This window comes from Microbacterium capsulatum (genome assembly GCF_030865425.1).
GTDB classification, from domain to species: domain Bacteria; phylum Actinomycetota; class Actinomycetes; order Actinomycetales; family Microbacteriaceae; genus Microbacterium; species Microbacterium capsulatum.
This window is the reverse complement of the sequence record NZ_JAVFCB010000004.1, coordinates 418,005-434,075: the sequence shown is the minus strand read 5'-3', so window position 1 is coordinate 434,075 and position 16,071 is coordinate 418,005. Positions and strand designations below refer to the sequence as shown.

At 66.8% G+C, this 16,071-nt stretch carries 8 protein-coding genes, 3 rRNA genes and 1 riboswitch; all 11 genes read right to left on the bottom strand.

The genetic code is table 11. From position 1 onward, the window contains the following. Positions 1-5: 5 nt before the first annotated feature. A 5S ribosomal RNA gene (rrf, locus tag RBR11_RS09530) occupies positions 6-122 on the bottom strand. Between the two features lie 101 nt (positions 123-223). Next, a 23S ribosomal RNA gene (locus RBR11_RS09525) occupies positions 224-3,329 on the bottom strand. Positions 3,330-3,727: 398 nt separating this feature from the next. Then, a 16S ribosomal RNA gene (locus tag RBR11_RS09520) occupies positions 3,728-5,250 on the bottom strand. The 16S, 23S and 5S rRNA genes sit together here, the layout of an rRNA operon. Before the next feature lie 723 nt (positions 5,251-5,973). Continuing rightward, positions 5,974-7,398: an argininosuccinate lyase gene (gene argH / locus RBR11_RS09515; RefSeq protein WP_308489086.1), complete on the bottom strand. Its 1,425-nt coding sequence runs from the start codon at positions 7,396-7,398 to the stop codon at positions 5,974-5,976. Continuing rightward, positions 7,395-8,327: an ornithine carbamoyltransferase gene (gene argF / locus RBR11_RS09510; protein ID WP_308489085.1), complete on the bottom strand. Its 933-nt coding sequence runs from the start codon at positions 8,325-8,327 to the stop codon at positions 7,395-7,397. The genes argH and argF overlap by 4 nt, the downstream gene beginning before the upstream one ends. Continuing rightward, positions 8,324-9,544 carry an acetylornithine transaminase gene (locus tag RBR11_RS09505; RefSeq protein ID WP_308489084.1) on the bottom strand — a complete coding sequence of 407 codons (1,221 nt, stop codon included), beginning with the start codon at positions 9,542-9,544 and terminating at the stop codon, positions 8,324-8,326. The genes argF and RBR11_RS09505 overlap by 4 nt, the downstream gene beginning before the upstream one ends. Continuing rightward, the gene (argB, locus tag RBR11_RS09500) at positions 9,541-10,440 is read right to left on the bottom strand and encodes an acetylglutamate kinase (RefSeq protein ID WP_308489083.1); all 900 of its coding nucleotides are present in this window, start codon (positions 10,438-10,440) and stop codon (positions 9,541-9,543) included. The genes RBR11_RS09505 and argB overlap by 4 nt, the downstream gene beginning before the upstream one ends. Beyond that, complete coding sequence (gene argJ / locus RBR11_RS09495; protein ID WP_308489082.1) at positions 10,437-11,594, bottom strand: bifunctional glutamate N-acetyltransferase/amino-acid acetyltransferase ArgJ; 1,158 nt, start codon at positions 11,592-11,594, stop codon at positions 10,437-10,439. Before argJ ends, argB begins: the two co-directional genes overlap by 4 nt. A 13-nt stretch (positions 11,595-11,607) precedes the next feature. Next, a complete protein-coding gene (argC, locus tag RBR11_RS09490; RefSeq protein ID WP_308489081.1) occupies positions 11,608-12,660 on the bottom strand; it encodes an N-acetyl-gamma-glutamyl-phosphate reductase in 1,053 nt (350 codons plus the stop codon). A gap of 283 nt (positions 12,661-12,943) precedes the next feature. Continuing rightward, the gene (locus RBR11_RS09485) at positions 12,944-15,091 is read right to left on the bottom strand and encodes a bifunctional hydroxymethylpyrimidine kinase/phosphomethylpyrimidine kinase (protein ID WP_308489080.1); all 2,148 of its coding nucleotides are present in this window, start codon (positions 15,089-15,091) and stop codon (positions 12,944-12,946) included. Further along, on the bottom strand, positions 15,088-15,945 hold the full coding sequence (gene thiM / locus RBR11_RS09480; RefSeq protein ID WP_308489079.1) for a hydroxyethylthiazole kinase: 858 nt from the start codon (positions 15,943-15,945) through the stop codon (positions 15,088-15,090). Before thiM ends, RBR11_RS09485 begins: the two co-directional genes overlap by 4 nt. Beyond that, a riboswitch (TPP riboswitch) is annotated at positions 15,936-16,030 on the bottom strand. Its footprint overlaps the gene before it by 10 nt. Positions 16,031-16,071 lie beyond the last annotated feature (41 nt).

The following is a 16,071-nucleotide window of genomic DNA, read 5'->3' as shown; positions in this document are numbered from 1 at the left end:
AAGAAGTCCGGCGGTGTCCTACTCTCCCACAGGGTCCCCCCTGCAGTACCATCGGCGCTGTGAGGCTTAGCTTCCGGGTTCGGAATGTGACCGGGCGTTTCCCTCACGCTATGGCCGCCGAAACACTATTGACGTGTAACGACAAGACAAAACGATTGTGTTGTCGTGGTTGTCGACCGTACGTCGAGAACCACAAAGTGGACGCAAGCACCAGGAATGGTGTGTTATCAAGTCATCGGCTTATTAGTACCAGTCAGCTGCACACGTTGCCGTGCTTCCACATCTGGCCTATCAACCCAGTAGTCTGGCTGGGAGCCTCTCACCCGAAGGTATGGAAGTCTCATCTTGAGGCCGGCTTCCCGCTTAGATGCTTTCAGCGGTTATCCATCCCGAACGTAGCTAACCAGCGGTGCCCTTGGCAGGACAACTGGCACACCAGAGGTTCGTCCAACCCGGTCCTCTCGTACTAGGGTCAGATCCTCTCAAACTTCCTACGCGCGCAGCGGATAGGGACCGAACTGTCTCACGACGTTCTAAACCCAGCTCGCGTACCGCTTTAATGGGCGAACAGCCCAACCCTTGGGACCTACTCCAGCCCCAGGATGCGACGAGCCGACATCGAGGTGCCAAACCATGCCGTCGATATGGACTCTTGGGCAAGATCAGCCTGTTATCCCCGAGGTACCTTTTATCCGTTGAGCGACAGCGCTTCCACAAGCCACTGCCGGATCACTAGTCCCGACTTTCGTCCCTGCTCGACCTGTCAGTCTCACAGTCAAGCTCCCTTGTGCACTTACACTCGACACCTGATTGCCAACCAGGTTGAGGGAACCTTTGGGCGCCTCCGTTACATTTTGGGAGGCAACCGCCCCAGTTAAACTACCCACCAGGCACTGTCCCTGAACCGGATCACGGTTCGAAGTTAGATATCCAGAGTGACCAGAGTGGTATTTCAACAATGACTCCACGGTAACTGGCGTCACCGCTTCACAGTCTCCCACCTATCCTACACAAGCCACACCGAACACCAATACCAAGCTGTAGTAAAGGTCACGGGGTCTTTCCGTCCTGCTGCGCGTAACGAGCATCTTTACTCGTAATGCAATTTCGCCGAGTTCGCGGTTGAGACAGTTGGGAAGTCGTTACGCCATTCGTGCAGGTCGGAACTTACCCGACAAGGAATTTCGCTACCTTAGGATGGTTATAGTTACCACCGCCGTTTACTGGGGCTTAAATTCTCAGCTTCGCCTTGCGGCTAACCGGTCCTCTTAACCTTCCAGCACCGGGCAGGCGTCAGTCCGTATACATCGTCTTGCGACTTGGCACGGACCTGTGTTTTTAGTAAACAGTCGCTACCCACTAGTCTCTGCGGCCACCACGCCCTTTTCGGAGCAAGTCCGTATAAGCGGGTGGCCCCCCTTCTCCCGAAGTTACGGGGGCATTTTGCCGAGTTCCTTAACCACGATTCTCTCGATCTCCTTGGTATTCTCTACCTGACCACCTGAGTCGGTTTGGGGTACGGGCGGCTTGAACCTCGCGTCGATGCTTTTCTCGGCAGCATAGGATCACCCACTTTTTATCCGCATCGTGTCTCAGCCTGTGTGAACCGCGGATTTGCCTACGGTTCGGCCTACGCACTTGCACCAGGACAACCATCGCCTGGCTTGGGCTACCTTCCTGCGTCACACCTGTTAATACGCTAGCCGCACCAGCATAGGGTCACGTGCTCCCCAGCCCGGTGAACCCCGAAGGGTCCGATGGACTGGTTCGGACGTTTAGCATCACTGGATTGACTGGGGCGGTTCTTCGCCGGTACGGGAATATCAACCCGTTGTCCATCGACTACGCCTGTCGGCCTCGCCTTAGGTCCCGACTTACCCAGGGAAGATTAGCTTGACCCTGGAACCCTTGGTCTTCCGGAGGACGTGTTTCTCACACGTCTTTCGCTACTCATGCCTGCATTCTCACTCGTGTAGCGTCCACGGCTGGATCACTCCGCCGCTTCACTCGCCACACGACGCTCTCCTACCCATCAACACGGCTGGACCACGAAGGCCTACCATAAATGTCAATGCCACAACTTCGGTGGCGTGCTTGAGCCCCGTTACATTGTCGGCGCGGAATCACTTGACCAGTGAGCTATTACGCACTCTTTCAAGGGTGGCTGCTTCTAAGCCAACCTCCTGGTTGTCACAGCAACTCCACATCCTTTCCCACTTAGCACGCGCTTAGGGACCTTAGTTGGTGGTCTGGGTTGTTTCCCTCTCGACTATGAAGCTTATCCCCCACAGTCTCACTGCTGCGCTCTCACTTACCGGCATTCGGAGTTTGGCTGACGTCAGTAACCTTGTAGGGCCCATCGGCCATCCAGTAGCTCTACCTCCGGCAAGAAACACGCAACGCTGCACCTAAATGCATTTCGGAGAGAACCAGCTATCACGAAGTTTGATTGGCCTTTCACCCCTATCCACAGCTCATCCCCTCAGTTTTCAACCTAAGTGGGTTCGGCCCTCCACGACGTCTTACCGTCGCTTCAGCCTGGCCATGGATAGATCACTTCGCTTCGGGTCTAGGACACGCGACTGAATCGCCCTATTCAGACTCGCTTTCGCTACGGCTACCCCACACGGGTTAACCTCGCCACGTATCGCTAACTCGCAGGCTCATTCTTCAAAAGGCACGCTGTCACCCCTGCTAGGGAGGCTCCAACGGTTTGTAAGCAAACGGTTTCAGGTACTATTTCACTCCCCTCCCGGGGTACTTTTCACCTTTCCCTCACGGTACTTGTCCGCTATCGGTCATCTGGGAGTATTTAGGCTTATCAGGTGGTCCTGACAGATTCACACGGGATTTCTCGGGCCCCGTGCTACTTGGGATACTCTTCACGCCAAGACATGGCATTTCGGCTACGGGGTTGGCACCCTCTATGACCCGCCTTTCAATGCGGTTCGCCTATACCACCTTGTCACGTCGACCACTCGGCAGAATGATCAGAAAAGTCCCACAACCCCGGGCATGCAACGCCTGCCGGCTATCACACACACCCGGTTTAGCCTCATCCGCTTTCGCTCGCCACTACTCACGGAATCACATGTTGTTTTCTCTTCCTGTGGGTACTGAGATGTTTCACTTCCCCACGTTCCCTCTACCCGCCCTATATATTCAGGCGGGAGTCACTGGGTCGGCACGCCGCCCAGCGGGGTTTCCCCATTCGGACACCCTCGGATCAAAACTCGCTTATCAGTTCCCCGAGGCTTATCGCAGATTGCTACGTCCTTCTTCGGCTCCAGATGCCAAGGCATCCACCGTTTGCTCTTAAAGACTTGAAATCACATGAGTTCATCAAGAATCGAAAGCCGGACCGAAGTCCGACTCGAAATTGACTAATGATCTTTAAGATCATCTAACCGAGACGACCGAAATCGTCTCGAAGATGCTCGCGTCCACTGTGTAGTTCTCAAAGTACGGGCGGTCCTCGATCCCCACCAACACCCGTTGGCAGCGACAAGGCCAGAAGCACCGCATGTGTTCCCACATCCGGTCCCTCAGGACCCAACAGCGTGCAGGCACCAGCCCCGCCGGCCCCCGCGTTCCCACACCGAAGTGCGTACTAGCAGAAACCATTGGCTCTGATGCCATGTCAAATGTTCCACCCATGAGCTCCCAGCGAAGAACATTCGTCTTCGATCTGGGTTCTGGACACCCGGAGGTGTCAGATGCTCCTTAGAAAGGAGGTGATCCAGCCGCACCTTCCGGTACGGCTACCTTGTTACGACTTAGTCCTAATTACCGATCCCACCTTCGACGGCTCCCTCCACAAGGGTTAGGCCACCGGCTTCAGGTGTTACCGACTTTCATGACTTGACGGGCGGTGTGTACAAGACCCGGGAACGTATTCACCGCAGCGTTGCTGATCTGCGATTACTAGCGACTCCGACTTCATGTAGTCGAGTTGCAGACTACAATCCGAACTGGGACCGGCTTTTTGGGATTCGCTCCACCTCACGGTATTGCAGCCCTTTGTACCGGCCATTGTAGCATGCGTGAAGCCCAAGACATAAGGGGCATGATGATTTGACGTCATCCCCACCTTCCTCCGAGTTGACCCCGGCAGTATCCCATGAGTTCCCACCATTACGTGCTGGCAACATAGAACGAGGGTTGCGCTCGTTGCGGGACTTAACCCAACATCTCACGACACGAGCTGACGACAACCATGCACCACCTGTTCACGAGTGTCCAAAGAGTTGACCATTTCTGGCCCGTTCTCGTGTATGTCAAGCCTTGGTAAGGTTCTTCGCGTTGCATCGAATTAATCCGCATGCTCCGCCGCTTGTGCGGGTCCCCGTCAATTCCTTTGAGTTTTAGCCTTGCGGCCGTACTCCCCAGGCGGGGAACTTAATGCGTTAGCTGCGTCACGGAATCCGTGGAAAGGACCCCACAACTAGTTCCCAACGTTTACGGGGTGGACTACCAGGGTATCTAAGCCTGTTTGCTCCCCACCCTTTCGCTCCTCAGCGTCAGTTACGGCCCAGAGATCTGCCTTCGCCATCGGTGTTCCTCCTGATATCTGCGCATTCCACCGCTACACCAGGAATTCCAATCTCCCCTACCGCACTCTAGTCTGCCCGTACCCACTGCAGGCCCGAGGTTGAGCCTCGGGATTTCACAGCAGACGCGACAGACCGCCTACGAGCTCTTTACGCCCAATAATTCCGGATAACGCTTGCGCCCTACGTATTACCGCGGCTGCTGGCACGTAGTTAGCCGGCGCTTTTTCTGCAGGTACCGTCACTCTCGCTTCTTCCCTGCTAAAAGAGGTTTACAACCCGAAGGCCGTCATCCCTCACGCGGCGTTGCTGCATCAGGCTTCCGCCCATTGTGCAATATTCCCCACTGCTGCCTCCCGTAGGAGTCTGGGCCGTGTCTCAGTCCCAGTGTGGCCGGTCACCCTCTCAGGCCGGCTACCCGTCGACGCCTTGGTGAGCCATTACCTCACCAACAAGCTGATAGGCCGCGAGCCCATCCCCCACCAAAAAATCTTTCCAGCAACTGGCCATGCGGCCGTTGCTCGTATCCAGTATTAGACGCCGTTTCCAGCGCTTATCCCAGAGTGAGGGGCAGGTTGCTCACGTGTTACTCACCCGTTCGCCACTAATCCAAGGTGCAAGCACCCCTTCATCGTTCGACTTGCATGTGTTAAGCACGCCGCCAGCGTTCATCCTGAGCCAGGATCAAACTCTCCGTAAAGAAAAAATGCATACGAACCGGGGAAAAACCGGAACGCAGCGAGTTTGATGCTGACCAAAGAGACAAAATCAACTGACTTCATCCAATGCCAGCCCCCGGAAGGGCTGGTCTTTGATCCAAAGGAATTTCTCTACCAGCCCGAAGACTGGACGAGGAATAAATTGGCATTTGACAAGTGCACGCTGTTGAGTTCTCAAGGATCGGATGCTCCCAACCCCCCACCTACCCGGTGAGGCCCTTTGGGGCAACTTCTCTATCTTATCCGTCCCGCCCGGCCTGTCAAATCGACACGCCGTGAAGACCGGAACCAGATCCGTTTCCTCGTTTCCGAGGCAACTTCTCTAGCTTAGCCCTCCCAGCCGAACTGTCAAATCAACGACCCCGACGGACGGCCACCCACTCGAACGCACGCGTCCGACCCCCACCACCGGAAGAACCGACAGCAAGGAAACCAACCAGAACCCGGAAACACAAGGAAACCAGACCGAAGAAGGAGGGTGGTTGTTCGCCACTTGGGGAGTCAGGCCTTCCGGCCCTTCGCTCTACCGCTTGGGGCGAACAAGTAATAAGTTACGCGACACCCCCACAACCAGCAAATCCAGACACCACCCCGGGCGTGTCGCCCGCTCCGCCGTGCCGGCTCCCCCGACGGAAACCCCTGGTGAACGCCGAAACCCCCTCGCGGACGGGGCCGGGAGGGGGTTTCGACAGGGATGCGGGCGGTCAGAGCCCGAGCGCGTGCGCCGCGGACTGGCTGCGGGCGACGAGCTCCGCGCGCTGCTCGGCGACCCGCGCGGGGGCTGTTCCGCCGACGCCGTCACGGCTCGCGACGGATCCCTCGATCGTGAGCACCCCGCGCACCGCGGGAGTCAGGTGCGCGGACACCTCGGCGAGAATCGCGTCGTCCGCGTCCTCGAGTCCGATGCCGCGCTGCTCGCACGCACGCACGAGGGCGCCGGAGATCTCGTGCGCCTCGCGGAACGGCACCCGGTTCTTCACCAGCCACTCGGCGACGTCGGTCGCGAGCGAGAAGCCCTGCGGGGCGAGCTCCGCCATCCGGTCCGTGTCGAAGCGCAGCGTCGCGACCATGCCGGTGAAGGCCGGGAGGACGACCTCGAGGGTGCGGACCGAGTCGAAGACCGGCTCCTTGTCCTCCTGCAGGTCGCGGTTGTACGCGAGGGGCAGCCCCTTGAGCGTGGCCATGAGCCCGGACAGGTTGCCGATGAGCCGCCCCGACTTGCCGCGCGCGAGCTCGGCGATGTCCGGGTTCTTCTTCTGCGGCATGATGCTCGAGCCTGTGGAGTAGCCGTCGTCGAGGGTGACGAAGCCGAACTCGCGGGTGTTCCAGAGGATGATCTCCTCGGAGATCCGGGAGAGGTCGACGCCGATCATCGCGGTGATGAACGCGAACTCGGCGACCACGTCGCGCGAGGCCGTGCCGTCGAGGGAGTTCTCCGCGGGACGGTCGAGCCCGAGCTCGCGGGCGACGAGCGCCGGGTCCAGGCCCAGGGTGGATCCGGCCAGCGCTCCCCCGCCGTACGGCGAGACGCCGGCGCGGGCGCGCCAGTCGACGAGACGCTCCAGGTCGCGCACGAGCGGCCAGGCGTGCGCCTGCAGGTGGTGCGCGAGCAGCACCGGCTGGGCGTGCTGCAGGTGGGTGCGCCCCGGCAGGATCGCTCCCCCGTGCGCCTGGGCCTGCGCGACGAGCGCGTCGATGAGGCCGAGCAGGTCGCGGGCGATGATCCGCGCGTGGTCGATCAGGTACATCCGCACGAGCGTGGCGATCTGATCGTTGCGGCTCCGGCCGGCGCGCAGACGCCCGCCGAGCTCCGGGCCGACCTCGGCGATCAGCGCGGCCTCGAGCGCGCCGTGCACGTCCTCGTCCGCCGGCTGCGGCAGCAGCGTGCCGTCCGCGATGCGGCGAGCCAGGACGTCGAGCCCCGCGTGCATGCGCGCCGCTTCGTCCGGCTCCAGGTAACCGGCCGACTCGAGGGCCGTGGCGTGCGCGTGGGATCCTGCGATGTCGTACGGCGCGAGGATCCAGTCGAAGTGCGTCGAGCGGCTGAGCTCGGCGAGCTCCGGGCTGGGTCCGCCGGCGAACCGGCCGCCCCAGAGCGCCCCGGCGTTCGTGCCGTGTGCGGCGGTCATGCGGCGTCCTGCTTGCCGAGCAGCCAGACGAGCAGCGCCTTCTGCGCGTGCAGGCGGTTCTCCGCCTCGTCCCAAACGACGCTCTGCGGGCCGTCGATGACCTCGGAGTCGACCTCGTAACCGCGGTCCGCGGGCAGGCAGTGGATGAAGATCGCCTCGGGATCGGCGAGCCGCATCATCTCCGTGGTGACCTTGAAGGCGCCGAGGTCGCGGATCCGCTCCATCTTCTCCTCCTCCTTGCCCATCGACACCCAGGTGTCCGTCACGATGACGTCGGCGCCGGCCGCCGCCTCGTCGGGATCGGTGAGCAGCGTCAGCGATCCGCCCGTCTCGGCCGCCCGGCGATGCGCATCGGCCACGACGTCCTCCCGCGGCGCGTAGGCCGCGGGCGCGGCGACCCGCACGTGCATGCCCGCGGTGACGCCGGCGAGCACGTACGAGTGCGCCATGTTGCTGCGGCCGTCGCCGAAGAACGACAGGGTGAGGCCGTGCAGGTCCCCCTTGTGCTCGCGGATCGTGAGCAGGTCGGCGAGCAGCTGGCAGGGGTGGAAGTCGTCGGAGAGCGCGTTGATCACGGGGACCCTCGTGCCCTTCGCCATCTCCTCCAGCCCCTGCTGGGCGTAGGTGCGCCACACGATCGCGGCGACCTGGCGCTCGAGCACCCGCGCGGTGTCGGAGGGGGTCTCCTTGCCGCCGAGCTGGCTGTTCGCAGTCGAGATGATCAGCGGGGATCCGCCCAGGTCGGCGATGCCCACCGCGAACGAGACGCGCGTACGGGTGGACGACTTGTCGAAGATCACCGCGACCGTCTGCGGGCCGGCGAGGGTCTTGTTCGCCCAGCGGTCCTTCTTCAGCTCGAGCGCGAGGTCGAGGATCTCGGTCTGCTCGGCCGTGGTCAGGTCGTCGTCGCGCAGCAGGTGGCGGGTCATGCGTTCGTCTCCGTGAGAGCGGTGGCGGCGACCTCGGCGAGGGCGGCCGCGAACAGGTCGGTGAACTCGGCGATCTCGGCGTCGCCGATCGTGAGCGCCGGGGCGATGCGCACCGAGGACGCATTGGCCGCGTTCACGATGAGCCCGAGGCGCTGCGCGGCGGACACCACGAGCGATGCGACGGGAGCTGCCAGTGCCACGCCGATGAGCAGGCCGCGTCCGCGCACGCCGGTGACGAGCGGGGATCCGATCCCCTCGATCGCCTCGCGCACCTGCACGCCGCGCTCGCGCGCGTTCCGCACGAGCCCGGCCTGCTCGATCTCCTCGAGCACGGCGTTGCTGACCGCGGTCGCGAGCGGGTTGCCGCCGAAGGTCGAGCCGTGCGAGCCGGGCTGCAGCAGCGCCGCTGCCGGGCCGAAGGCGACGAGCGCGCCGATCGGGAAGCCTCCGCCGATCCCCTTCGCGAGGGTGATCGCGTCGGGCAGGATGCCCTCGTGCTGGTAGCCGAACCAGTCGCCGGTGCGGCCGGCGCCGGTCTGGATCTCGTCGACGATGAGCAGCGCGCCGTGCTTCGTGGTGAGCTCGCGGGCGACCTTCAGATACCCCTCGGGCAGCTCGAGCACGCCGGCCTCGCCCTGGATCGGCTCGACGAACAGCGCGGCGACGCGGTCGTCCATCGCGGCCTCGAGCGCCTCGATCGTGGCGGGGATGTGCTCCACGCCGCCGGGCATCGGCTCGAACGGTTCGCGCATGGACGCCTTCGCGGTGAGCGCGAGGGCGCCGATCGTGCGGCCGTGGAACGCGTTCTCCAGGGACAGGATCCGCGGACGCTCGGCCCCGCCGTGCAGGCGGGCCAGCTTGAACGCGGCCTCGTTGGCCTCGGTGCCGGAGTTGCCGAAGAACACCCGGCCGTCCTCGCCCGCGCCGGCGAGGCGCTTCAGGCGCGCGGCCAGCTCGAGCTGCGGCGGCGTCGCGAAGTAGTTCGACACGTGCGCGAGGGTGCCCGCCTGGCGGGACACCGCCTCCACGAACACCGGGTGCGAGTGGCCGAGCGCGGTCACCGCGATCCCCGCGAGGAAGTCGAGGTAGCGTCGCCCCTCGCCGTCCCACAGGTGCGATCCCTCGCCGCGGACGAGCAGCTCGAACCGCGGTCCCGCATTCAAGATCAGGTCGCGGTCAGCGCTCTGCCGCCATGAATCAGTGGCCTGCGAGTTCATCCCGCCACCACCTCCGTTCCGATTCCCTTGCTGGTGAAAAGTTCGACGAGCACCGAGTGCGGCACCCGTCCGTCGATGATGGCCGCCGCGTGCACGCCGCCCTCGACGGCGTCGAGGCACGCGGTCATCTTCGGGATCATCCCCGACTCGAGCGACGGCAGCAGCCGCTTCAGCTCGGTCGTGGTGAGGTGCGAGACGAGCGAATCCCGGTTCGGCCAGTCCGCGTACAGGCCCGGTACGTCCGTGAGGACCACGAGCTTGACGGCGCCGAGCGCGGTCGCGAGCGCGGCGGCGGCGGCGTCCGCGTTCACATTGAGCGACTGGCCCGGGTGGTCGAGGTCGGGCGCGATGCTGGAGACGACGGGGATCCGCCCGGCCGCGAGGTGGTCGAGCACCGGAGTCGGATCGACCTCCACGACGTCGCCGACGCGGCCGAGATCCACCTCCTCGCCGTCCACGACGACGCCGCGGCGGCGTCCGCCGAACAGGCCGGCGTCCTCACCGCTGAGCCCGGTCGCGATCGGGCCGTGGCTGTTGATCCTGCCGACGAGCTGCGGGTTGATGTGGCCGGTGAGGACCATCCGTACGACGCTGATCGCCTCGGTCGAGGTGACCCGGTAGCCGCCCTTGAACTCGCTCGGGATCGCGAGGCGGTCGAGCATGTGCGAGATCTGCGGGCCGCCGCCGTGCACGACGACCGGCTGCACGCCGACGTAGCGGAGGTACGCGATGTCCTGCGCGAACGCCTCCTGCAGCTCGTCGCTGACCATCGCGTTGCCGCCGTACTTGACGACGACGATCTGGTCCCGGAACTTCTTCAGCCACGGCAGCGATTCGATGAGGGTCTGGGCCTTGAAGGCGGCCTCTTCGGGGCCGGTCTCCTGCAGGTCGCTCATGAGGAGTACGCGCTGTTCTCGTGCACGTAGTCGTGGGTGAGGTCGTTCGTGCGGATCGTCGCCGTCGCATCGCCGTGCTTGAGGTCGATGACGAGCTCGGTCGCGCGCGGGGTGAGATCCACCTCCTCGCGGGGGCGATCCGGGCCGCCGGCCGTGCACACCCGTACCCCGTTCATGAACACGTCGGTGTCGTACGGGTCGAACGCGGCGCGGGTGGTCCCGATCGCGGCGAGCACCCTGCCCCAGTTCGGATCGTTTCCGAAGATCGCGGCCTTGAACAGGTTGTTCCGGGCGACCGAGCGGCCCACCTCGACGGCGTCCTGCTCGCTCGCCGCACCCTGCACGACGATCGTGATGTCGTGGCTCGCCCCCTCGGCGTCGCCCTGCAGCTTCTTCGCGAGGTCGTCCGCGGCCTCGGTGAGCGCCGCGGCGAACTCGTCGAGGTCGGGACGGATCCCGCTGGCGCCGTTGGCGAGGAGCGTCACCTGGTCGTTCGTCGACATGCAGCCGTCCGAGTCGAGCCGGTCGAACGTGACCCCGGTCGCGCGGCGCAGGGCCGCGTCGGCGTCGACCGCGTCGAGGTCGGCGTCGGTGGTCAGCACGACGAGCATCGTGGCCAGGCCCGGCGCGAGCATGCCCGCGCCCTTGGCCATGCCGCCGATGGTCCAGCCGTCGCGGCGCACGACGACGGTCTTGGCGACCGTGTCGGTGGTCATGATGGCCTCGGCCGCGGCCTGGCCGCCCTCCGCGCTGAGCTCGGCGATCCCCGCCTCGACGCCCGCGAGGACCTTGCCGCGGAACACCTCGTCGCCGGATCCGATCAGGCCCGTCGAGCAGACGACGACGTCGCCCGCGCTCACGCCGAGCAGCTCGGCGGCCTTCTCGGCGGTGAGGTGGCTGGTCTGGAAGCCGAACGCCCCGGTGAAGCAGTTCGCCCCGCCCGAGTTCAGCACGACGGCCTCGACGGTGCGGTCGGCGACGACCTGCTGCGACCAGATGATCGGGTTCGCCTTGGCGCGGTTGCTCGTGAACACCGCGGTGCCGACCTTGCGCGGGCCGCGGTTCACGACCACAGCGACGTCGGCCTTGCCGGTGGACTTGAGGCCGGCGGCGACTCCGGCCGCCTCGAACCCCTGGGGTGCGGTCACGCTCACAGCGTCTCCTCCATCATGGTGCGACTCCGTTCGTCGAGAGCGCCGTGGTCTCCTCGAGACCGAGCGCGATGTTCATGGACTGGATGGCGGCGCCGGCGGTGCCCTTGACGAGGTTGTCGACCGCGGTGACGACCACGACGCGGTTCGCGGCGCGATCGACCGCGAGGCCGATCAGAGCGGTGTTGGCGCCGAGCACGTCGGCGGTGCGCGGGACGGATCCCTCCGGCAGCAGCTGCACGAAGGTCTCGTCGCCGTACGCGCTCTCCCACGCCTCGCGGATCTGCGCGTCGGTCGCGCCGGGCGCGATCGGGGCGGTCGAGGTGGCCAGGATCCCCCGCGCCATCGGCACGATGACCGGGGTGAAGGAGATCCGGATGTCCTCGGCCTTGGCCGCGCCCGTGGCGGCGAGGGCCTGGCGGATCTCCGGGATGTGCCGGTGCGTGCCGCCCACCGCGTACGGGTTCGCGGATCCGAGGATCTCGCTGCCGAGCAGGTGCGGCTTGAGGCTCTTGCCGGCGCCCGAGGGGCCCACCGCGAGCACGGTGACGATGTCGGACGGGTCGATCACGCCGGCCGCGACGCCCGGGGCGAGGCTCAGGCTCACCGTGGACGCGTTGCAGCCGGGGGCCGCGATCCGGGTGGCGCCGCGGAGGTGCTCGCGCTGCTTCACGCCTCCGACGAGCAGCTCGGGCACGCCGTAGCTCCACGGCTCGTGGAACGCGCCGCCGTAGAACGCGTCCCACGCGTCCTGCGAGGTGAGACGGTGGTCGGCGCCCGCGTCGATCACGAGGGGCACGTCTCCGAGCGCGTCGGTGTACTGGCCGGACTGCCCGTGCGGCAGCGCGAGGAACACGATGTCGTGCCCGGCGAGGATCTCGGGCGTCGTGTCCTGCAGGGTGAGGTGCGCGAGGGAGCGCAGGTGCGGCTGGTGCTCGGAGAGCATCTGCCCGGCGTTCGAGTGCGCCGTGACGGTGCGGATCTCGATGTCGGGATGGTTCGCGAGCAGGCGAAGGATCTCGCCGCCCGCATAACCGGATGCGCCGGAGACGGCGACGGTGTACGTCATGCTTCCACCTTAACGGTCGGGCCTGTCGACGACGCTCAGAAGACGCGAGGATGCGCGCGGTCGGCAGGGGTCAGGGGTCGGGCCGGGGCGGCGACACCGGCACTCGACCGCGGAGCGTCGCGGGAGCGCGGGGTCGCCTAGAGTCGGCGGTCGCCCGTGCGGCGTCGGCGCAGCGCAGCGGCACCCGTGAGGGCGGTCGTCTGCAGGGCCGGAAGCATGCCGCGACGATAGCGCGATGTGACGCCCTCGACCAAATCGAGGGCGTCACATCATGCGCGGCGACCTAGTCGCTCAGGTCGGCGGCGGCGAAGAACGCCCGCTCGTGCTCGGAGGAGCGCTCGAACGCGACGCGCATGCGGTGCCGGGTGACCGGATCCGCCGCGGCCGCGAACGCGGACACGAATCCGATCGCCTCCTGCGTGGCCGCCGCGAAGGCCGGATCCGCGTACTCGTCGATCCACGTCGCGAACGGGTGCGCGGGGTCGCCGCCCGCCTCCGCATGCAGCCGGGTGCCGACGTCGGTGTAGATCCAGAAGCACGGCAGCAGCGCGGCGATGAGCACGCCGTAGTCGCCGTCGAAGGCCGCCCCGCGCAGGTGGTCGAGGTAGGCCACCGTGGCGGGCGCCTGGTCCGGCAGCACCACCGCGCCGCCCGTGGACAGCCGGTGCTCGTGCAGCTGCAGCTCGACGACGACGCACTGCTCGGCCGAGTGCGCCCAGAACGCCTGCTCGGCCGCGGTCGGGGCGAGCCGGGACGCCTCGGCGAGGGTGCGCGAGTAGTCGTGCAGGTACAGGGCGTCCTGCGCGAGGTACCAGCGGAAGGACCGCTCGGGCAGGGATCCGTCGGCGAGGCGGCGCAGGAACGGCAGCTCGTCGATCGCGCGGCGGATCGGGGCGATCCCGTCCCACCAGTCCGCGGCCACGCCCTCGGCGGTGGGCGGGATGGCCAGCCCTCCGCGCTCCCAGAGCCCCGCGAAGTGGTTCACCGGGCCGTGCCCCGATCCGACCTGGAGTGCGTGGCCGGCGGCGATGGACTCGCGCAGCCAGCCGCGCACCTCGGCGACGGCCTCGAGCCAGTCCAGGCCCGCGGCGCGACGGGCCGCGAGCGCGGACGACAGCGAGCAGCCGGTGCCGTGCGTGCTGCGGGTCCGGATCCGCTCCCCCGGATACTCGCGGAGGGCGCCGGCGGGGCCGACGAGGGCGTCGGGCGCCTCGTCGCCGCCGAGGTGGCCGCCCTTGACGAGGACGAGCGCCCCGCTGTCGGCGGAGAGCCGCTGCGCCTGGGCGATGGCCGCGGTCCAGCTCGTCGCCTGCTCCTCGCGGACGAGCACGCCGAGCTCGGGCAGGTTCGGGGTGAGCAGATCGGCGAGCGGCAGCAGCGCACGCAGCGCCTGCTCGGCGTCCGCGTCGAGGAGACGATCGCCGGAGGTGGCGACCATGACCGGATCCAGCACGACGGTCGGGGGCCGGTGCACGCGCAGCCAGGAGCCGACCTCCGCGATCACGGCGGCGCCGGCGAGCATGCCGATCTTCACGGCGTCGATCCGCACGTCCTCGGCGAGGGCGTCGAGCTGGGCGCGCAGGAACTCGGTCGGCGGCACGTGCACGCCGCTCACGCCGCGGGTGTTCTGCGCGGTGAGGGCCGTGATCGCGGCCATGCCGTAGCCGCCGTTCGCGGCGATGGACTTGAGGTCCGCCTGGATCCCGGCCCCGCCGGACGGGTCGCTGCCGGCGATGCTGAGCACGCGGGGCGTGCCGGCGGACCCCCAGGCCCGCAGGAGTTTGCGCGCCGCGATCCGCGGATCCGGTGCCGCGCAGATCGCCGAGACCACGGCCACGCCCGCCGCGCCCGCACGACGGAGCGCGGCGACGTCGTCCCGGTCGATGCCGCCGATCGCGACGCAGGGCAGCGGGCTCGCGGCGGCGAAGGCCGCGAAGCCGGCGACGCCGAGCGGGGCCGGGTGGTCGGGCTTGGTCGTGGTCGGGTGGATGACCCCCACTCCGAGATAGTCGACGGTGCCCTCGGGCAAGGCGCGCACGGCGTCGAGGTGCTCGGGGGTGTTCGCAGTGAGGCCGATGATCGCGTCGGGCCCGAGCAGGGACCGGGCGGCGCTGACCGACGCGTCGGACTGGCCGAGGTGGATCCCGTCCACGCGGGCGCCCTGCCGGCGCGCTTCGATGAGTGCCTCGAGCCGGTCGTCGACGACGAGCAGGGCGCGGCCGTCGATCACCGCGGAGAGCTCGACGAGCTGCGCGACGATCTCGGCGTCGGTGGCCTGCTTGTCGCGCAGCTGCACGATCCGGGCCCCGCCGGTCACGGCGGCGTCGACGACCGCCGCGACGCCGCGCGGGCCGCTCAGCGCGCGGTCCGTGACGAGGTACAGGGCCAGGTCCTCCCGGCTCAGCCGGCCGGCTCCGGCGAGCCGGGTCATGCCGTCACCGCCGCGGCGACCTCGACGCGGGCCCGGGCGGCGACGCCGGCCGGTTCGATCGCGGAGAGCGCGTCCAGCAGCCGGACCGCGAAGGATCCGGGGCCCGCTGCTCCCTGCGCCGCGTCCTCCGCGGCGATCGTGTAGACGAGCGTGGCCGCGGCCGCCGCGACGACCGGGCTGTCGCCGGTCTGCCGGGCCGCGCCCAGGAACGCCGCCATGACCGCGCCGAGTGCGCAGCCGCCGCCCGTCACCCGGGTGAGCAGGGCGTCGCCGTTCGCGGTGCGGATCGCGGTACCGGCGTCGACGATGAGGTCGACCGGGCCGGAGACGGCCACGGCTCCCCCGGTGCGCTCGGCGAGCTCGCGCGCCGCGTCGGCGGCGGCCTCGGTGCCGTCCAGCGCGTCCACGCCGCGGCCGCCTGCGGTGCGCCCGGCGAGGGCGAGGATCTCCGAGGCGTTCCCGCGGATGACCGTGGGGCTCAGCGCCAGCAGGTCGCGGGCGAGGCCGGTGCGCACGGGGAGGGCGCCGACGGCCACCGGATCCAGCACCCACGGCGTGCCGGCGGCGTTCGCCCCGCCGACGGCCTCGAGGCTCGCGGCGCGCTGCTCGGGGGTGGGCGTGCCGAGGTTCACCAGCAGGCCCGAGGAGATCCCGGCGAACAGGCCCGCCTCGCCCGTGATGTCGACCATGGCCGGAGCGGCGCCGAGCGCGAGCAGGACGTTGGCGGTGAAGCCGGTCACCACCGAGTTCGTGATGCACTGCACGAGCGGCGGCGCGGCCCGCAGCACGGTGAGGAGCTCCGCGGCGGATCCCGCCACGGCCTCGGAGGACGGCAATTGCAGACGCGCGTTCATCACGACATCCCTTCGCTAGTACGACCTAGATCAGGTTCGACGGGTGTGATCTCAGCAGCTCTTCGCTGCACCCCGTGTCACTGCCGGTCAGTCTAGCGAGACGCCCCGATCCACGAGCTGTGGATC